Origin of the sequence: Sulfitobacter noctilucae, from assembly GCF_000622365.1 — a bacterium.
Taxonomy (GTDB): Bacteria; Pseudomonadota; Alphaproteobacteria; order Rhodobacterales; family Rhodobacteraceae; genus Sulfitobacter; species Sulfitobacter noctilucae.
Window position 1 is genome coordinate 11,837 of record NZ_JASC01000014.1, and the last position, 18,328, is coordinate 30,164.

Here is an 18,328-nt window from a genome sequence, read left to right on the forward strand (position 1 = left end):
GGGGGCTTTACCGCGCCCGCCGTGCCACCCAGGCTTCCCAATCGGCCCGTGTGCCGTTGAAGGCGTTCAGGTCCACGTCCCCTTCCATACCGGGCACGCGGCCCGTGGCGCTGTATTGCCAAAAGGTCCAGCGCTGGCCGGGATAGGCCTCGCGCGGGGTCTTGGCCGTGGTGCGTAGCCAATAGTCGTATCCGGTAAAACTGCGCAGGTTGTTCTCTGCATAAAAACGCGGCGTGGTATAAATGATTGGGCGCTGGCCATAATGCGCCTCGACGATTTTCAGCCAGACGCGCATCTGCCGCTGTACTTCAGCAGCAGGCGGGCGGACGGTGGCGCAGGTGGGGGAGAACGGGTTCCACTCCATGTCCAGCACGGGCGGCAAGGCACCGGCCGTGCGCGGGACATTGCGGATGAACCACTGGGCCTGCACTTCAGGCGGGGTGCAGAAATAGTAGAAGTGATACGCCCCGCGCCACATGCCCGCACTGCCTGCATTGCGCCAATGCTCTTTAAAGCTAGGGTCCAGCAGATCGCCGCCCTCGGTCGCTTTCAGAAAGGCAAAGTTCGCGCCATTGGCCCGCGCGATGCCGAAGTGTACATTTTTCTGAAACCGTGCAGCATCAATGCCGTGTACCGGGAAACTGCGCGGTGTGGGGCGCGAGAAATCCACCGGGTCCGCATCGCGAAAATTCGGTGCAAACAGAACGCCGGGCGCGGCAGGTGGTTTGCCTGTGTCTCCGCCACCACAGGCGGCAAGCAAGACGAGGGCGAGGCTGGCGATCAGGGGACGCAGGATCATGGCTGGGGCTTTCTGGCAAAGAAGATCAGATTATTGGCGGGCATTTCAGCCGGTACATCGACGATAAGTCCGGCTGCATCCAGCCAGCTGCGCATCTCGGCCGTGTCTTTGTACCCGATTTCGGGGTCGGCGCTGCGCAATTCGCTATCGAATCTGACGTCCCCCGCGCTGGTCAGGACGCCATCGCGTTTAAATGGACCATAGATCACAAGACAGCCGCCGGGGGCGACAGCCTGCGCCGCTTCATCAAGAAGCGCGACAACGCTGCGTGTCGGGATGAGGTGCAGAAGGTTGACCACCAGCACGAGGTCATGCTCACCATGCTTAGCAGCCCAACCTTTTTGAGCCGCATCCAGCAGCGCGGCTGGGGCGACATTTCTGACGCCAGCCTCGGCCACATGCGCGTCGATGCTGCGCAAGCGCGCGGGTTCGATATCAGTCGGCTGCCACACCAAGCCCGGCAAGGAAGACGCGAAATGCGTGATATGCTGGCCCGTGCCGCTGGCAATCTCCAGCGCCTTGCCAGAAGCAGGTGCATGATCGCGCAGAAATTCTGCAATGGCCTGCGCATTGCGCGCGGCAGCGGGCGCAAAGAGTTTACCCCCTTCGCGGGGTTCTGCCACACTGGCGCTGGGCGGCAGCTTGCCGGTCATGTGGTGAACCTGTCGGGTGTCAGCGCTTCAACGGCGAAAGACGGCAGCGCGGGTGTCCGGCCCATGATCAGATCTGCCACGAGTTGCGACGCGGCGGGTGCTGTCTGAAAGCCATAGCCACCTTGACCTGCGCACCAGACAAAACTGTTCTCGATTGGGTCCGGCCCCAGAACCAGGGCGCGGTCGGGCGCAAAGCTGCGCAACCCCGCCCAAGAGGCGAGCAGCCGGGTGACAGGTTTGGTAACCATTGCCTCATAGCGGGCGATGCCTTCGGCCAGCACCATGTCGTCCGCGTAAGCGTCATGCGGCTCGACCGGGTCTTCATCGGCAGGCGAGACAAGCAAGGCGCCCGCGTCCGGTTTCGCATACCACGTCTCGCCTACACCAAAGAACATCGGCCAATTCGATACGTCATCACCGCTCGGTGCCGGTATCCGCGCCATAGAGCGGCGGTGCGGGACGATATTGAGGGGCGAAATGCCCGCCATGCGTGCGATTGTATCGGCCCAGGCACCTGCGGCATTCACAACTGTGGCGCAGGTATATTGTTCCTTTTCGGTATAGACGGTCCAACCCCGTGCCGAGCGCGTGATAGAAATGACCGGTGATTTGGCGATCACCTCGCCGCGGTTGCGACGTATCTCGCGAATGAAATCCTGCATCATCCGGTCGGTATCAATATCATAGGCCGCAGCGTGATATCCCGCAAAGGCAACAGCTTCTGGATCAAGCACCGGCACCATCTCGATAGCCTCAGCTGGCAAGATGACATCGACACCCATTTTCTGGGCGTCTGCCGTGAACACATCCTGCTCATCAGGGCCGCCAAGGATCATCAGGCCGCGGGGGCTTAGATAGCCGCCGTGTGCCTCGAAGTGGTAATCCTTGCTGGCGGTGTTCAGGGCGATTGTACTGGGCAGGCCATATTGCTCCTCGAACAGGGCGGCTGATCGGCCGGAGGCGTGATAGCCGGTGGCGTCTTCCTGTTCCAATACGGTGACCCGCGCATCAGCGGAAAGCCGCGCTGCGGCAGACAACCCTGCGATGCCGCCACCGATGATAACGATGTCGCTCATGCTTGTTCTTCTAATCTATCAGTGGCGGGGGGCGGCGTGGGCGAGAGCGCCGTGATGCGGGCATAAAGCGCGGGCGAGATGGTAAATTGCGTCGCATCCAGCGAAGGCTGCAACTGCGCAAGCGACCGTGCTGAAATGATCGGGCTGGGGCCAGTTGGATGTGCTGCGGCCCAAGCCACGGCAAGGGTCGCGGGATGCACGCCCTCTGCGGCAGCAAGATGCACCAAACCCTCTGCCGTGTGATGCATCGTATCGACGCCGTATCGCGCGGCGTAGCGGTCATTCTCGGTCAACCGGCCAGAGCCACCATCGCTGTATTTCCCGGTCAGCAGGCCACCGCCCAATGGCGAATAGGGGGCCACATGGATGTTCATCGCATCAGCCATCGGCAAGATCTCAACCTCTGCCTGGCGTTTGACGAGGTTGTACATCGGCTGGATCACCGCGACCGACAAATCAAACTGCGCCGCGATATGTGCGGCATTGGCGACCTGCCACGCGGCAAAATTTGACAGGCCGATTTGGCGGATATGGCCCTGCGCCTTGAGATCGGCAAAAGTGGCAAAGCTTTCTTGCAGCGGTGTGTCAGGGTCAAAGCGGTGCAGGTAGAGCACATCAAGCGTATCAATTCCCATCCGCTGCCGCGAGGTTTCGGCGGAGTTCACGATATTCACCCGACCCGCACCGCCTGAATAGGCGGCCTTGGTCGCAATGATCAGACTGTCGCGCTTTTCTTGAACAAATCCACCAAGCAGCCTTTCGGACGCCCCATCAGTATAGACATGCGCGGTGTCGAAATGGTTGATCCCCGCCGCGATGCAGGCATCGAACATGGCGCGGGATGCATCCGCGTCGGCGCCGCCGCCAAACTGCATCGTGCCGAAAGCAAAGCGGCTCGCGGGCGTCCCATCTGGGCTGGTGAGTGTTTGCTTCATTGGTCAGTTATTGCCTTTTTCAGTCGCGCGCTGATAGGCGGGGCGCGCCTTGATCTGTTTCACAAACTGCGCAAGTGCGGGGAATGCGTCGGCCTGTCCCATCCGCTCAACCGCGATTTCGGCAGGGAAGCTCAGCATGATGTCGGGCGCACTCAGATCATCCAGCACGAAATGCCCCGAAGGGCGGACAAGTCCGTTCATATAGCTGAAGTGGCTGGTCAGTTCTTCCTGGATACGCGGATGCAGCGGCGCGCCGGCATCGCCCAGACGCCCGACATAGAGGTTCAGCAAAATCGGGATCATGGCCGAGCCTTCAGCGAAATGCATCAGTTCCAAATGGCGGATGTATGCGTCACTGTCCGCTGGCGGGATCATCTGGGGCGCAAATTGCGCGCACAGGATTTCAGTAATCGCGCCGCTTTCGGTGATCAGTCTGCCGTCCATCTCAATCATCGGTGATTTGCCCAGCGGATGTACGGCCAACAATTCCGGCGGTGCCAGATTGGTCTTGGTATCGCGTGTATAGGAGACAACCTCGTAAGGTTCACCGATCTCTTCCAGGAGCCAGAAAATACGGTGCGAGCGGGAGCGGTTGAGATGGTGAAGTTTGATCATCGCGATGGGTTCCTGATTTGGGTCCATCGCAGTGTATTACCTGTTGAATGAAAGGAAAGGGCAGGATCAGTAACGATCGGGCAAAACGGCGCTGATCTGTCCCGGTTGGAACCCCTGAATGGCCCGGGTCAGTTACTCTATCTTCACGATCCGCAGGCGGGGTCACCGATTGAACTCTTTGGCATGTCGGATAGTGCGGCTTTAAACGCGAAAGGGCCAGCGCGACGGCTGGCCCCCTGAAAATGTCTCAGGCTTGCACCTAGTTCGGAATGTCGCCCTCGATGCCTTCGACATAGAAGTTCATGCCAGCGAGCGTGCCATCATCGGCTGTCTCGCCTTCTGCCAGAAAGTCGCTGCCGTCCTGTTTTTTCAGCGGGCCGGTAAAGGCGTGGTACGAACCATCGGCCAGCGATGCTTTTAACGCCAATGCCTGTTCCTTGACCTCGGCCGGGACTGCGTCCGAGATTTCACCGATGCCGACCATGCCAGCGCCGATGCCGTCCCATGTGTCAGTGCTTTCCCATGTACCGTCCATCACAGCACCAACGCGGGCGATGTAATAAGGGGCCCAATCGTCGATAATCGAGGACACACGCGGGAAGGGGGCGTACTGGCCCATGTCCGACGCCTGACCAAAGGTCACAACGTTGCCTGCTTCCTGCGCAGCGGCCTGTGGGGCGGTGGAATCTGTGTGTTGCAACACCACATCTGCGCCCTGTTCGATCAGAACCTTGGCGGCATCTGCTTCTTTTGCAGGGTCGAACCATGTGTAGGCCCAGACGATCTTGAACTCTACATCCGGGTTCACCTTGCGGGCATGGATGAAGGCAGAGTTGATGCCACGGATCACTTCGGGGATTGGGTAAGACCCGATGTAGCCGATAATATTGGATTTCGTCATCGAGCCCGCGATGTGCCCTTGGATGGCGCGGCCTTCATAGAAGCGTGCGGAGTAGGTCGATACGTTGTCCGCCCGCTTGTAGCCGGTCGCATGCTCGAACTTCACATCGGGAAACTTGGCCGCCACATTGATCGTCGGGTCCATATAGCCGAACGACGTGGTAAAGATCACATCGGCACCATCAAGCGCCATCTGCGTCATCACGCGCTCGGAGTCGGGTCCTTCGGCTACAGATTCGACGAATACGGTTTCGACCTTGTCGCCGTATTCCGCTTCAACAGCCAAACGGCCTTTGTCGTGCTCGTAGGTCCAGCCCCCGTCACCGATAGGGCCGACATAGACAAAGCCGACTTTGGTTTTCTCGTGGCCATCGGCATAGCCCGTGGTGGCCAGACCAAGTGCAACGGCGGCACTGGCCAGAAGTGTGGTGAGTTTCATGTATATCCCCATTTTATTACCCTTGTCGGGCAGTTGGCCTCTAGGACGAGGCGTGGAATGTCCGACCCAAACAGGCCGGAGCAGCAGACTTGTCACGGCTCAGGATAACCAGAACGATGATCGTGATCAGATAGGGCGACATTGCCAGATATTCGACAGGAATGGCAACGCCCGCTCCCTGTAGATTTAGCTGCAACTGTGTGATTCCGCCAAAAAGATAGGCACCCAACAACAGCCGCCAGGGCTTCCAGCTGGCAAAAACAACCAACGCGAGAGCGATCCAACCAACACCGGCGGTCATTCCTTCGGTCCATTGTGGCACGCGGATGAGGCTGATGTAGGCACCGCCCAACCCCGCACAAGCACCGCCGAACATGATCGCCAACGTACGAATGCGGACAACCTTATAGCCCAGCGCATGGGCCGCATCATGGCTTTCGCCGACCGCCCGCAAGATCAGACCGGCACGCGTAAACTTGAGCGTGGCCCAAACACCGGCGACCAGAGCAACGCCGAGATAAAGGATGATATCATGCGTAAACAGGATCGGGCCGATGACGGGAATATCTGCAAGCGGACCGAAGTTGATATCCGGCAGCCGCGGTGGTTTGATCCCGACATAGGACTGGCCCAGAAGCGCAGAAAGCCCAAGACCAAAGAGTGTAAGCGCAAGGCCCGAGGCCACCTGATTGGCAAGCGCGATTTGCGTGAGGAAGGCAAAGAGCAGGCTGAGCAACGCGCCGCCCACTGCTGCGGCTGCAAAGCCCAGCAGGGGAGATCCCGTCTCGACCGCCGTGGCAAACCCGCAGATCGCCCCGGTGATCATCATCCCTTCAACGCCAAGATTGAGCGTGCCGGATTTCTCGACGACAAGCTCGCCAAGCGCGGCAAAGATCAGAGGGGTCGCCGCGACCAGAAAGCCTGCGACAAAGAGGATCGGATTGATCGCTGAAAGATCCATTACGCCACCTCTGTCCGGCCCATGCGCAGCCGGTAATTTGTCAGCACATCCAGCGCCAGCAGGAAGAACAGAAGCATCCCCTGGAACACCTGAATCGCGGCGGCAGGCAAGCCCAGCTTGGATTGCGCGATGTCACCGCCAATATAGGTCAGCGCCATCAGCAGCCCTGCCAGCAGGATGCCAATTGGATGCAACCGACCCAGAAAAGCAACGATGATCGCCGTGAAGCCATAGCCGACATTGAAATCAATCGTCACCTGCCCGGCGGGGCCAGAAATTTCGAACATGCCCGCAAGACCGGCCAGCAACCCCGATGTGCCAAGGCAGAACAATACCAGCCGCGTCGGGTTCACACCAGAAAACCGTGCGGCGCGGGGGGCTTCTCCGGTGACGCGGATGGCAAAGCCAAGCCGGTGTTTGGTCAACAGAACATAGGCAAAGATCACCGCAATCATCGCCGCAACGACACCCCAATGCATGCCGGTGCCTGCGATCAGATCGGCGTTGTGCGCCGGCGCATACTGCTGCAGGTTGCGCGATCCGGGAAAGCCAAAGCCTTCTGGGTTTTTCAGCAAACCCAATGACATGGAAGCCAGAAATTGTTCCGCCACGTAGACCAGCATCAAGGAAACAAGGATCTCGTTGGTGCCAAACCTGACTTTCAACAGCGCCGGGATCATCGCCCAGATCCACCCTCCGAACGCACCGGCAAGCACCATCAACGGAAAGATGTAGAACCCCTCCGCCGGATAAAACGCAAGGCCCATGCCAGCGCCAAACAACGCGCCCATGATGTATTGCCCTTCAGCGCCGATGTTCCAGATGCCTGCTTTGAAGCCAAGGGACAGGCCGATAGCGATCAACACCAAAGGTGCGCCTTTGATCAACAATTGGGGTCGGTAGAAAAACGCGAACTCGCCAAAGAGCGGATCCCAGAAGATCGTCTTGATGGCGATGAACGGGTCTTTCCCCAATGCCGCAAACAGCAGCCCGCCGAAAAACATGGTCGCCAAAACCGCCAGTACCGGCGTGGCCAGAGAAAAGGCGCGGCTGGGCTGGGGACGTTTTTCGAGCCTGATCATGCGCCTGCTTCCCGCGTTATCTTGTTCTTAGAGTTTGAATGCCACGGTTCAGACATGGGCCACCTCCATACCATGTGCGCCGCCCATCATCAGGCCAATCTCCTCAACCGTCAGCCCCTCCGCAGGGCGTGGGTCTGACAGCCGCCCCTCGTTCAGCGCCGCAAACCTGTCGGAGATTTCCATCAGTTCGTCCAGATCCTGCGAGATCACGATGATCGCGGCACCACCCTCTGCGAGATCCAGCAAAGCCTGCCGGATCGCGGCAGCGGCCGAGGCATCGACACCCCATGTGGGCTGATTGACCACAAACAGATCGGGGCGTTGCAAGACTTCGCGGCCGATCACAAATTTCTGCAAATTACCCCCGGACAAAGACCGCGCTGCATTGCCTGGCCCTGGTGTGCGCACATCAAAAGCGTCGATGACCTTTTGTGCAAACCCCCGTGCCTTGTTCCAATTCAGCATCCCGCCTGTGTCCAGCTTTTCGCGCATCGCCGCGGTCAGCATTGCATTTTCGGTCAATGACATATCAGGGGCGGCGGCATGGCCAAGCCGTTCCTCGGGGGCGGAAAGGATACCCATCGCGCGGCGGGGCGTCGGACCCAAAAGACCAATGTCACGGCCTCGAAAGCTGATCATGCCGGGCGCACTAAGCGTCTCGCCTGACAAGGCGGCCAGCAGTTCATCCTGCCCGTTACCTGCGACACCACCAATGCCCAGCACTTCCCCGCCGCGCACATCGACCGAGATGTCGCGCAGAGGCATCCCAAAGGCGCTGGGCGATTTGGCAGACAGGCTTTGAAGCGATAACACCACATCACCCGGCGTCTTGCCCGCCCGCGTGGGCGTTTGCAGCAGCTTGCCGACCATCATTTCTGCCATGTCCCGGGCGGAAGTCTCGCGCGGGACACAATGACCCACCACCTTGCCCAGCCGCAGGATTGTTGCGCTGTCACACAGGGTGCGGATTTCCTCCAGTTTGTGCGAGATATAAAGGATCGCAGTTCCCTCGGCACTGAGCTTGCGCAGGGTTTTGAACAGGATTTCAACCTCCTGCGGGGTCAGCACGCTGGTGGGTTCGTCCATGATCAAGAGCTTCGGGTCCTGCAGCAGACAACGGATGATCTCGACCCGCTGACGTTCTCCGGCTGAGAGGTCACCGACAGTGCGGTCAGGGGCAAGCGGCAGGCCGTAAGTGTCGGAAACGTCTCGGATTCGCTGGCTCAGGGCGCTGAGCTTTGGTGCATTTTCCATCCCCAGTGCGATATTCTCTGCAACGGTCAGCGCCTCGAACAGCGAGAAGTGCTGAAACACCATGCCTACGCCAGCGGCCCGTGCGGCACGCGGCTCACTTGGGGCGAAGGGGGCGCCGAACATCTGCATTTGGCCTGCGTCGGGTTTGACCAACCCGTAGATCATCTTGACCAAGGTCGATTTGCCCGCGCCGTTCTCGCCCAGCAGCGCGTGCACTTCGCCCGGCGCAATGCGCAGGGAGACGTCTTCATTGGCGATCACACCGGGGTAGGCTTTGGTCAGGCCCGACAGGTCAAGCAGAGGTGTATCGGTCATGCAGCGGCCTTGCGTTCTATCTGCGCCAGAAGGGCATTAACCGTGCCTTTGGCGATCTGGTCGGGTCTTTTGCCCAGCGATTTGTCGCCAATGGGGCAGGTGATGGCCGCGGGGTCAAGCCCCGATTCTGTCAGTCGCTTGCGAAACCGTGCGGCTTTGGTGGCCGAACCAATCAATCCGATGCTGGTGGCATCGCGTTTTAGCAAGGCGGCGCAGAGGGCAAGGTCGATATCATGCGAGTAGGTGAAAATCAGGTGGTGCGCGCCGGGTGCGGCGTGACGGGCAAGGCGGGTCATATCTGTGGCAGGCGTGCAGGTGACATAATCGTCCACGTGGGCAGGAAACCGATCTGCGGCGCTGTCGATCCAGTGTATGTCGAAGACCTCCGGCGGGGCCGTACGGACCACTGCGCGGCCCACATGTCCGGCACCCCACAGCCAAAGTGGCGTGCGGACCTGTGGTTCGATTTTTGGCTGCCAAACGGGTGTTGTACTCGGGTCGGTGTCTCGTGGCGCATCGGTATAGCGCAGGGACACGACGCCACCACAACATTGGCCGAGGTTTGGACCAAGTGGCAGTGTTTCGGTACGCGCTGTTTCGCCCTTTTCCAGCATGGTGCGGGCGGTGGCGATGGCTGCATATTCCAGTGCGCCGCCCCCGATGGTCCCTTCGGTGCTGCCTGCCGTCACCTTCATCGCCGTGCCCGTGTCGCGGGGGGCAGAGCCACGGGTGCCTGTTATCTCGATCCAGATTGCGCTCATCCTCTGGTCCTTTCCACGGCGGCAAGAACGGCTTCGGGCGTGGCGGGCGCTTGCAAGTCGCCGTAGGCCGGACCGCAGGCCGCCACCGCATCCGACAGGGCGGCAAAGGCGGAAATACCCAGCATGAAGGGCGGCTCTCCCACCGCTTTGGATCGGTAGATGGTCTGTGCCGGATTGGGCTGATCCCAAAGCGTCACGTTGAAAATATCCGGTCGGTCCGAACAGGCGGGGATTTTATAGGTCGAAGGCGCATGGGTTTTCAGGACGCCGTCATTGTCCCAGACCAACTCTTCGGTCGTAAGCCATCCCGCGCCCTGCACAAACCCGCCTTCGATCTGGCCGATGTCGATCGCGGGATTCAGCGACGCGCCCGCGTCATGCAAGATATCCGTGCGCAGGATACGATTTTCCCCCGTCAGCGTGTCGATCACCACCTCGGTGCAGGCAGCCCCATAGGCAAAGTAGAAAAAGGGGCGGCCCTTGCCAGCGATGCGGTCCCACTCAATGTCTGGTGTCTTGTAAAATCCGGTGGCCGAAAGCGAGATACGCGCTTCATAGGCTGCGGCGGCGGCCTGAGCGAAGGTTATGGTATCTGAGCCGATGGTGACCAAGCCATCGGCAAAAGTAATGTCCTGAGTCTGATAGCGTTCGGACAAGTGTTCGGTGATGCGTTCGCGGATCGTATCGCACGCCGCGCGGACGGCCATGCCATTCAGATCGGTGCCGGAGGAAGCGGCAGTGGCCGAGGTATTGGGGACTTTTGCGGTGTCTGTCGCGGTGATCTTGACCGCGTCCAGCGGCACGCCAAAGCGGTCGGCAGCAACCTGCGCAACTTTCTGGAACAGCCCTTGGCCCATTTCTGTCCCGCCATGGTTCAGTTGGATCGAGCCGTCCTGATAGACATGCACCAGCGCCCCCGCCTGGTTGAGATGGGTCAGCGTGAAAGAGATGCCGAACTTGACCGGGGTGAGTGCGATCCCGCGTTTGAGGATGGGGTTGTCCGCGTTCCATTTTGCAATCGCGTCGCGGCGTGTCTGGTATGCGGCATCCGAGGCCAGTCTGTCGGTGAGGGCGTTGATGATGCAATCGGTGACGGGCTGGTGATAGGGCGTGGTCTGGATGTCCGATGGCATCTCCGGAATGTTCGCATTCTGCGACTGCTGCGCGCCGCGTGTCGTGCTGTCCTGTGCAACATCGGGCAGGGGTTGTGTGGTTTCCGGCACGGCGGGCGCGTCTTCAATACGGTCGGCATAAAAATTGACACGCCGCACCACCAGTGGGTCAAGCCCAAGATAAGCCGCGATATGATCCATGATGCGTTCGATCCCCAGCATCCCTTGAGGTCCGCCAAAGCCACGAAACGCGGTGGCAGAGGCCATATTTGTGCGCAACCGGTGCGAGGTGATGCGGATATTGTCCAGTTGATAGGCGTTGTCGCTGTGCAGCATCGCCCGGTCGGCCACCGGCAGGCTTAGATCCTGCGACCAGCCGCAGCGGGTGTAATGGGTCACGTCCAGCCCGGTGATCCGCCCTGTGCTGTCAAAACCTGCAGTGTAGTCGATGCGGAAGTCGTGCCGCTTACCGGTGATGATCATGTCAGCGTCGCGGTCATAGCGCATTTTACAAGGCTTGCCGGTCAGCGCAGCCGCGACGGCACAGGCCACTGCCAGCGCGTTGCCCTGGCTTTCCTTACCGCCAAAGCCGCCGCCCATACGCCGGGTTTCCACCCGGACCGCGTGCATCGGTTCGCCGATGGCGTGGGCGACTTTGTGTTGTATTTCCGTGGGGTGCTGGGTTGAGGAGTGCACGACCATGTCGCCGCCTTCTTGCGGCAACACCAGAGCAGCCTGGCCTTCGAGATAGAAGTGTTCCTGCCCGCCCATGGTGATGCAGCCCGTCAGAGTGTTTTCAGCTTTGCCGAGAGCCGATTGCGCATCGCCCTTTTGGTAGATGCGCGGGCCATCTTCAAAACGGCTGTTCGCGGCGAGTGCGTCTTCAATGGACAGGAGGGGGGGCGCTTTTTCGATCTCGGCGCTGCCTCGGGTGGCGGCGAAACGGGCGGCGAGATGGGACTTGGCGATGACCAGAAAGAGCGGCTGTCCTGCGTAGTGGACACTGTCTTGTGCCAGGAGCGGCTCGTCATGGGCCGAAGGGGAGACATCACAGTCATATGCGAGGTCTGCGGCGGTAAGCACCGCGATCACGCCGGGCGCGCTCTTCACCTTTTCAAGGTTCATCGCTTTCAGTTTTCCCGCAGCACGGGTGCTGGTGCCAAAGGCCAGATGCAGTGTGCCTGTGGGTGTGGGAATGTCGTCGGTATAACGTGCCGCGCCGGTAACATGCAGGCCGGCCGCGTCATGGGGCAGAGGCTTGGCGACGCTCATGGCATCACCGCAAGCAGATCTGTGGCCGTTCCTTGAGCGTCATGCAGATAGCGCAGCAGCATATTCTGAGCGGCCTGCATGCGGTAGGCGGCAGACGCACGGACATCTGTGAGGGGTTGAAAGTCCTCCATCATCGCCTTCATCGCGTCGCGCATCGTTGCTTCATTAAACGGCTGGCCGATTAGCGCAGCCTCGGTCTTTCCAGCGCGTTTCGGGGTGCCAGCCATGCCGCCGAAGGCAAGGCGTGCCGTCTTGATGGTGTCATCCTCGCGCGTGATCGAAAGGCAGCCGCAGACCGCCGAGATATCCTGATCGAACCGCTTGGAAAGTTTGTAACATCGCAATGTGTCCACTTGTTTCGGCACTGTAATCGCCTCGACAAATTCACCGGGTGCGCGGTCTTGTTTGCCGTAGGCGATGAAAAATTCTTCTAGCGGCAGGCTACGCCGTTTGTCCCCCCTGCGTAGGTGCAGGGTCGCGCCAAGGGCGATCAATGCGGGCGGGCTGTCGCCGATGGGGGAGCCGTTGGCGATATTGCCGCCCAGTGTCGCGGCGTTGCGCACCTGGAGGGAGCCATAGCGGCGCAGCATCGCGCCAAGGCTGGGAAAATGCGGGGCCAGGATCTGTTCGACTTCTGTGAGGGTGGTCATCGCGCCGATGCGGAAGTCCGTGGCGGTTTCGGTAATGCCGCGCAGATCAGTGCAGCGGTTTAGAAAGGCCACTGGGCCAAGGGTGCGGTGCTGTTTCGTGACCCAAAGACCCACATCAGTGGCTCCCGCGATCAAGGTTGCATCGGGGTGGTCGGCGTACCAATCGGCCAGTTCATTCTTGGTCGTGGGTTGGACGGTGCCGGACTGGAGATCGACCACCTTAGGCACCTGTGGTGTTGCGGTATTTTTAGCCAAAGAGAGGAGATGCGCGGGCACGGGTTGGCGGGCGGTGTCCTTTGCGGCGCGGATGATCGGCGCATAGCCGGTGCAGCGGCACAGATTGCCTGCCAGTTCCGTGTCGTGATCTGTCGCCCCGTTTAAATGGCTTGTGGCCATCGAGACGACAAAACCCGGGGTGCAAAAACCGCATTGGCTGCCGTGGTGGTCGATCATTGCCTGCTGCGCGGGATGCAGGCTGCCATCCGGTGCGCTGAGCCCTTCGACGGTCGTGATCTGTTTGCCGTTCACTTGCGGCAAAAACAGGATGCAGCCGTTCAAGGAGCGGCTGCTGTTTTCGTCTGTAATCATCACGGTGCAGGCACCGCAATCGCCTTCGTTGCATCCTTCTTTAGTGCCGGTCAGGCCGCGTTCTTCGCGTAGCCAATCCAGCAGAGTGGTGGTGGGGGAAACATCGTGAAGGGTAACGGGGCTTCCGTTCAGAGCAAAGGTGACGTCCATGCCTGTGAGCCAGTCGCGGTACGAGTGCCACATAAGGACTATTGCGTTCGATGCGACGTAGAACACGGGCGTCCGGGCGGTGCAGGTAAGCTATGCGCTGGGCGGCAGGGATTGCAAGAAAAAACCCTTCGGCATGGATTGGGTGCTGGCGGCTGGGGGGCGGGATGTCTAATCTTTGGGCATGAAACATGCTCCCCGATTCATTCACCTGCGCACCCATTCTGAATACTCGTTGCTGGAGGGGGCACTGCGGCTGAAAAAGCTGCCGCAGATGTGTGTCGATGCGGGCATGCCTGCGCTGGCGCTGACCGACACCAACAACATGTTCGCGGCGTTGGAGTTCTCGGTCGGGATGGCCGGGGCCGGGGTGCAGCCGATCATGGGCTGTCAGGTCGATCTGGCCTATGTCGCTGTGCAGCCCGGTGAAAAGCCGCGCGATCCTGCGCCCGTCGTCCTGCTGGCGCAGAGCGAGCGTGGATATGAGAACCTGATGAAGCTGAACACTTGTCTTTATGTAGATAAGGGCGGGCAGCTGCCGCAGGTGACCCTGGATGAGCTCGAGGCGCTTTCGGGCGATATTATTTGCCTGACCGGCGGGCCGGATGGCCCGGTTGGGCGGTTGCTGCGCGGTGGGCAAACTCCGGCGGCAGAGGCGCTGATGGTGCGGCTGGCGAAGATGTTTGGCGACAGGCTCTATGTCGAGCTACAGCGCCATCCCGGCGAGAATGGCCAGCCCGAAGCCGAACGGTTGACCGAGCGTGGGTTCGTCGAGATGGCCTACGCCATGGATTTGCCGCTGGTTGCCACAAACGACGTCTACTTCCCAAAGACAGAGATGTACGAAGCGCATGACGCGCTGATCTGCATTTCCGAAGGGGCCTATGTCGACCAGCAGGCAGACAGGCGGCGACTGACGGCGCAGCATTATTTCAAGTCGGAAGCCGAGATGGTGACGCTGTTTGCCGATCTGCCAGAGGCGCTTGAGAATACGGTCGAGATTGCCAAACGCTGTGCCTTCATGACCTACCGCCGCGATCCGATCCTGCCGAAGTTTGCCGATGACGAGATTGCCGAATTGCGCCGGCAGGCGCAGGAAGGGTTGAAGGCGCGGTTGGCGATCATCCCCCATGCGGCCAGTATCGAAGACTATGAAAAACGGTTGGATTTCGAGTTGGGGATCATCGAAGGGATGGGCTTTCCCGGCTACTTCCTGATCGTTGCGGATTTCATCAAATGGGCCAAGGATCAGGAGATTCCCGTGGGGCCGGGGCGTGGCTCCGGTGCGGGCAGTCTTGTTGCCTATGCGCTACTGATTACTGATCTGGATCCGCTGCGCTATTCCTTGCTGTTCGAACGGTTCCTGAACCCCGAACGGGTGTCGATGCCGGATTTCGATATCGACTTTTGCATGGACCGGCGCGAAGAGGTCATTCAATATGTTCAGCAAAAATACGGCCGCGACAAAGTGGGGCAGATCATCACCTTTGGTGCGTTGCTCTCGAAAGCTGCGGTACGTGACATCGGGCGCGTTTTGCAGATGCCATACGGTCAGGTGGACCGTCTGTCCAAGATGATTCCCGTCGAGGGAGTCAAACCGGTTTCGATCGAGAAAGCGCTTGCTGATGAACCCCGGCTTCGCGAGGAAGCCAAGAGCGAAGAGGTGGTGGCACGGCTGCTGAATTACGGCCAGCAGGTTGAAGGCCTGTTGCGTAACGCATCGACCCACGCGGCGGGCGTGGTGATCGGGGACAGGCCGCTCGACGCTCTTGTCCCGCTCTATCAGGATCCGCGTTCCGACATGCCCGCGACGCAGTTCAACATGAAATGGGTCGAACAGGCGGGTCTGGTCAAATTCGACTTTCTGGGCCTCAAGACATTGACGGTCATTCAGAACGCTGTGGACCAGATCAAGGCATCAGGCCGCCATTTGCATATCGCGGCGGACGGGACAGTGCTTTTCTCACCGCCCGAAGGATTGCTGGACGATATTGCGACCATCCCGCTGGATGACGAGGCGTCCTACAAACTTTATGCCAGTGCCAAAACGGTGGCTGTGTTTCAGGTGGAAAGCTCGGGTATGATGGATGCCCTCAAGCGCATGAAACCGACCTGTATCGAAGATATTGTTGCCTTGGTGGCACTGTATCGGCCCGGCCCGATGGAGAATATTCCGACCTATTGCGAGGTGAAGAACGGGCAGAAGGAGCTGGAGTCGATCCACCCGTCGATTGACCACATCCTTGCTGAAACCCAAGGTATCATCGTTTATCAGGAACAGGTGATGCAGATCGCGCAGGTCATGGCGGGCTATAGCCTTGGCGGTGCGGATCTGTTGCGGCGCGCGATGGGTAAAAAGATCGCCGAGGAAATGGCAAAGGAGCGCCCGAAATTCGAAAAGGGCGCGATGGAAAACGGGGTCGACAAGAAGAAAGCGACCGAAGTTTTCGACCTCTTGGAGAAATTCGCCAACTACGGTTTCAACAAATCCCACGCGGCTGCCTATGCCGTGGTCAGCTACCAGACCGCGTGGCTCAAAGCGAACCATCCAGTCGAGTTTATGGCCGGGGTGATGAACTGTGATATCCACCTGACCGACAAACTATCCGTCTATTTCGAAGAGGTCCGCAAGCGGCTGGAACTGCCTTGGGTGCCGCCCTGTGTGAACCGGTCGGATGCGACCTTCAAGGTGGTGGACGGCGCTTTGGTCTATGCGCTGGGCGCATTGAAGAACGTGGGCGTTGAGGCGATGAAACTTATCGTGGAGGGAAGGGACGGCAAACCTTTCGCCACGCTCTTTGATCTGGCGCGGCGGGTCGACCTGAAACGTGTGGGCAAGCGGCCGCTGGAAATGCTGGCGCGGTCAGGCGCGTTCGACCAGCTTGATCCCAACCGTCGCCGCGTGTTCCAGGCGCTTGATCCGCTGGTGAATTATTCCGCCGCGATCCATGAGCAGAAAGCGTCGAATCAGGTGTCGCTGTTCGGCGAAGCGGGCGATGACCTGCCCGAGCCGCGCATGATCCCTTGCGATGACTGGGAAGCGGCTGAGCGGCTGACCGAAGAATTCAAAGCGGTGGGTTTCTACCTCTCTGGCCATCCGCTGGATGACTATATGACCCCGCTCAAGCGCAAATGGGGCAGTGATGCAGGCGTGCCTTTCCTGACGCTGGACGAGTTGACCGATAAGGTCACAGACCGTGGCGCGATGAACGCACGGCTGGCGGGCGTGGTGGCGGGGCGGCAAGAACGGAAATCCGCGCGCGGCAACCGTTTTGCCTTTGCCCAGATGTCCGACCCCACGGGGGGCTATGAGGTCACGTTGTTCTCGGACACGCTTGAAGCCGCACGAGACCATCTGGAAACCGGGGCAAAGGTTGTCGTCACGGTCGAGGCGACGATGGAGAGTGATCAGCTCAAGCTTCTGGGCCGGTCTGTGGCCCCGATGGATATGGCGGTGGCGGACGCGGGCAGCATGGGTCTGCGCGTTTTCATCGACGGTGCGGATGCGATTGCGGCTGTGTCGGACGTGCTGGAAGGCGCGCGGCGCGCGACAAAATCTCCTGCACGCGGGCCGGTACACCTGTGCTTGATGGACGCGAAACTGCCCGGTGAAGTCGAGGTCGATCTTGGGCGTGAATATCCCGTCACGCCCAAGATCAAAGGCGCGATCCGGTCGCTGGGAGGCGTGCTCGAGGTCGAGGAAATCTGAGCACACTTCCTCATGCAAAGATCCGCCAAGTGCGCGATGCTTGGTGGACGCGCTTCACCGCTTCGGGTAGACGAACAGTTAACGGGAGTGAGGGGTGCCATGCGCGTTGCAGGGATTTTGACAAGTATTGCGCTGTTGGTATCGGCCTGCGCTGATCCGCTTGCAGGAGTGCCGCGCATATCAGATGTAGACTTGGCCGACACGGATCCCGCCGCCAGCGCGATTGCCACCGATTCCGAAGTCGCCCGCGAAGGATTTTTTGGCTCCGAAGCCGCCACAGGTGCCCAAGACCCTGCTGTGGCAGCGCCAACCGCAGCCCCTACGCGCCGTGGGGGGGTGCTGGACCTCTTTCGCTACAGGGCAAATACGCCCGCTTCTGGTGGTGCCGATGATCCGCTAAGCCAGGATGCCTTTGCCGCCGCGAAAGCCGCCGAAAACAATGCGGCGGCTGCGCCGACAGAGCGTGCGGCACCGGCCTCTGAGGCCGCGCCGGCACCCGCCCGAAAGGCCGGTTTCTTTGGTCGTCTGACCGCCCGCCCGTCAGCCGAGGAAAAACCCCGCAGCGGAATCGACGCGATGGAAGTCTCCTTTGGCGAAGTGCTGCCCTACGGACTGATCGCACGTAGCTGCGGTGCCAAGGGCAAATCCATGGGCCGCAAGGTCGAGAACGCCAGCGCCAGCGGTTTCGAGCTTTATGATTCCAACCCCTCGGCCACCGGCGCACGGACATTCTATATCACCGGTTTCAAGGATGGCTGCCCACGACAGCTGACGGCAGCGCAGGTCTTGCTCGGTGCACCATCGCTCTATGAGCAATTGCACTATGGACCGGGCGGAGAATTTTTGCCTGTTGGTGCCACCGACTCCGCCTATGAAAAGGTCAAAGGCCAGGTCTGTGGCGTGCGTAAGGGCAAACCCTGCGGCTCAAAAATGCGGCGGCTTGAACGCTCGACCTTCTTTGTCAACGCATACGCCAGCCCCACAGCCAACAACAGCTGGTCCGAATTGCTGATCCACGAAGGCGTTGTTGTGGCGTCTTCGATCAAGAAATCCAGCTGAG

14 protein-coding genes are annotated in these 18,328 nt (G+C 60.0%); 2 read left to right on the forward strand and 12 right to left on the reverse strand.

Features of this window, described 5'->3' with window-relative positions; translation table 11 throughout:
- Positions 1–7: 7 nt before the first annotated feature.
- The 12 genes from Z945_RS0110210 to xdhA all read right to left on the reverse strand — a co-directional run bounded on the left by Z945_RS0110210 (position 8) and on the right by xdhA (position 13,562).
- Entirely contained in the window at positions 8–799 is a 792-nt protein-coding gene (locus tag Z945_RS0110210) for a glycoside hydrolase family 25 protein (protein ID WP_025052006.1), read from the reverse strand.
- A complete protein-coding gene (locus Z945_RS0110215; RefSeq protein ID WP_025052007.1) occupies positions 796–1,452 on the reverse strand; it encodes a DUF938 domain-containing protein in 657 nt (218 codons plus the stop codon). Before Z945_RS0110215 ends, Z945_RS0110210 begins: the two co-directional genes overlap by 4 nt.
- Positions 1,449–2,528 (reverse strand): NAD(P)/FAD-dependent oxidoreductase, encoded by a 1,080-nt coding sequence (locus Z945_RS0110220; protein ID WP_025052008.1) that lies wholly within the window; start codon positions 2,526–2,528, stop codon positions 1,449–1,451. The genes Z945_RS0110215 and Z945_RS0110220 overlap by 4 nt, the downstream gene beginning before the upstream one ends.
- Positions 2,525–3,463 carry an aldo/keto reductase gene (locus Z945_RS0110225; RefSeq protein ID WP_025052009.1) on the reverse strand — a complete coding sequence of 313 codons (939 nt, stop codon included), beginning with the start codon at positions 3,461–3,463 and terminating at the stop codon, positions 2,525–2,527. Before Z945_RS0110225 ends, Z945_RS0110220 begins: the two co-directional genes overlap by 4 nt.
- A gap of 3 nt (positions 3,464–3,466) precedes the next feature.
- On the reverse strand, positions 3,467–4,078 hold the full coding sequence (locus tag Z945_RS0110230) for a glutathione S-transferase family protein (RefSeq protein WP_025052010.1): 612 nt from the start codon (positions 4,076–4,078) through the stop codon (positions 3,467–3,469).
- A gap of 259 nt (positions 4,079–4,337) precedes the next feature.
- Positions 4,338–5,417, reverse strand: coding sequence for a BMP family ABC transporter substrate-binding protein (locus tag Z945_RS0110235; protein ID WP_025052011.1), 1,080 nt, complete (start codon positions 5,415–5,417; stop codon positions 4,338–4,340).
- A 40-nt stretch (positions 5,418–5,457) separates the two neighbouring features.
- Positions 5,458–6,378 (reverse strand): ABC transporter permease, encoded by a 921-nt coding sequence (locus Z945_RS0110240; protein WP_025052012.1) that lies wholly within the window; start codon positions 6,376–6,378, stop codon positions 5,458–5,460.
- On the reverse strand, positions 6,378–7,460 hold the full coding sequence (locus tag Z945_RS0110245; RefSeq protein ID WP_025052013.1) for an ABC transporter permease: 1,083 nt from the start codon (positions 7,458–7,460) through the stop codon (positions 6,378–6,380). The genes Z945_RS0110240 and Z945_RS0110245 overlap by 1 nt, the downstream gene beginning before the upstream one ends.
- A gap of 48 nt (positions 7,461–7,508) precedes the next feature.
- Positions 7,509–9,029, reverse strand: coding sequence for an ABC transporter ATP-binding protein (locus Z945_RS0110250; RefSeq protein WP_025052014.1), 1,521 nt, complete (start codon positions 9,027–9,029; stop codon positions 7,509–7,511).
- The gene (gene xdhC, locus Z945_RS0110255; protein WP_025052015.1) at positions 9,026–9,790 is read right to left on the reverse strand and encodes a xanthine dehydrogenase accessory protein XdhC; all 765 of its coding nucleotides are present in this window, start codon (positions 9,788–9,790) and stop codon (positions 9,026–9,028) included. The genes Z945_RS0110250 and xdhC overlap by 4 nt, the downstream gene beginning before the upstream one ends.
- A complete protein-coding gene (xdhB, locus tag Z945_RS0110260; protein WP_025052016.1) occupies positions 9,787–12,174 on the reverse strand; it encodes a xanthine dehydrogenase molybdopterin binding subunit in 2,388 nt (795 codons plus the stop codon). The genes xdhC and xdhB overlap by 4 nt, the downstream gene beginning before the upstream one ends.
- The gene (xdhA, locus tag Z945_RS0110265; protein ID WP_025052017.1) at positions 12,171–13,562 is read right to left on the reverse strand and encodes a xanthine dehydrogenase small subunit; all 1,392 of its coding nucleotides are present in this window, start codon (positions 13,560–13,562) and stop codon (positions 12,171–12,173) included. Before xdhA ends, xdhB begins: the two co-directional genes overlap by 4 nt.
- 181 nt (positions 13,563–13,743) lie before the next feature.
- On the opposite strand from xdhA, the gene dnaE reads away from it, so the two are divergent.
- Both dnaE and Z945_RS0110275 read left to right on the forward strand, forming a co-directional pair.
- A complete protein-coding gene (gene dnaE / locus Z945_RS0110270; RefSeq protein ID WP_025052018.1) occupies positions 13,744–17,268 on the forward strand; it encodes a DNA polymerase III subunit alpha in 3,525 nt (1,174 codons plus the stop codon).
- A 117-nt stretch (positions 17,269–17,385) separates the two neighbouring features.
- Entirely contained in the window at positions 17,386–18,327 is a 942-nt protein-coding gene (locus Z945_RS0110275; RefSeq protein ID WP_152541108.1) for a hypothetical protein, read from the forward strand.
- Position 18,328: the final 1 nt, after the last annotated feature.

Coding starts and splice junctions, on each gene's coding strand:
- Z945_RS0110210 (WP_025052006.1), bottom strand. CDS start 799: ATGATCCTGCGTCCCCTGATCGCCAGCCTCGCCCTCGTCTTGCTTGCC.
- Z945_RS0110215 (WP_025052007.1), bottom strand. CDS start 1,452: ATGACCGGCAAGCTGCCGCCCAGCGCCAGTGTGGCAGAACCCCGCGAA.
- Z945_RS0110220 (WP_025052008.1), bottom strand. CDS start 2,528: ATGAGCGACATCGTTATCATCGGTGGCGGCATCGCAGGGTTGTCTGCC.
- Z945_RS0110225 (WP_025052009.1), bottom strand. CDS start 3,463: ATGAAGCAAACACTCACCAGCCCAGATGGGACGCCCGCGAGCCGCTTT.
- Z945_RS0110230 (WP_025052010.1), bottom strand. CDS start 4,078: ATGATCAAACTTCACCATCTCAACCGCTCCCGCTCGCACCGTATTTTC.
- Z945_RS0110235 (WP_025052011.1), bottom strand. CDS start 5,417: ATGAAACTCACCACACTTCTGGCCAGTGCCGCCGTTGCACTTGGTCTG.
- Z945_RS0110240 (WP_025052012.1), bottom strand. CDS start 6,378: ATGGATCTTTCAGCGATCAATCCGATCCTCTTTGTCGCAGGCTTTCTG.
- Z945_RS0110245 (WP_025052013.1), bottom strand. CDS start 7,460: ATGATCAGGCTCGAAAAACGTCCCCAGCCCAGCCGCGCCTTTTCTCTG.
- Z945_RS0110250 (WP_025052014.1), bottom strand. CDS start 9,029: ATGACCGATACACCTCTGCTTGACCTGTCGGGCCTGACCAAAGCCTAC.
- xdhC (WP_025052015.1), bottom strand. CDS start 9,790: ATGAGCGCAATCTGGATCGAGATAACAGGCACCCGTGGCTCTGCCCCC.
- xdhB (WP_025052016.1), bottom strand. CDS start 12,174: ATGAGCGTCGCCAAGCCTCTGCCCCATGACGCGGCCGGCCTGCATGTT.
- xdhA (WP_025052017.1), bottom strand. CDS start 13,562: ATGGACGTCACCTTTGCTCTGAACGGAAGCCCCGTTACCCTTCACGAT.
- dnaE (WP_025052018.1), top strand. CDS start 13,744: ATGAAACATGCTCCCCGATTCATTCACCTGCGCACCCATTCTGAATAC.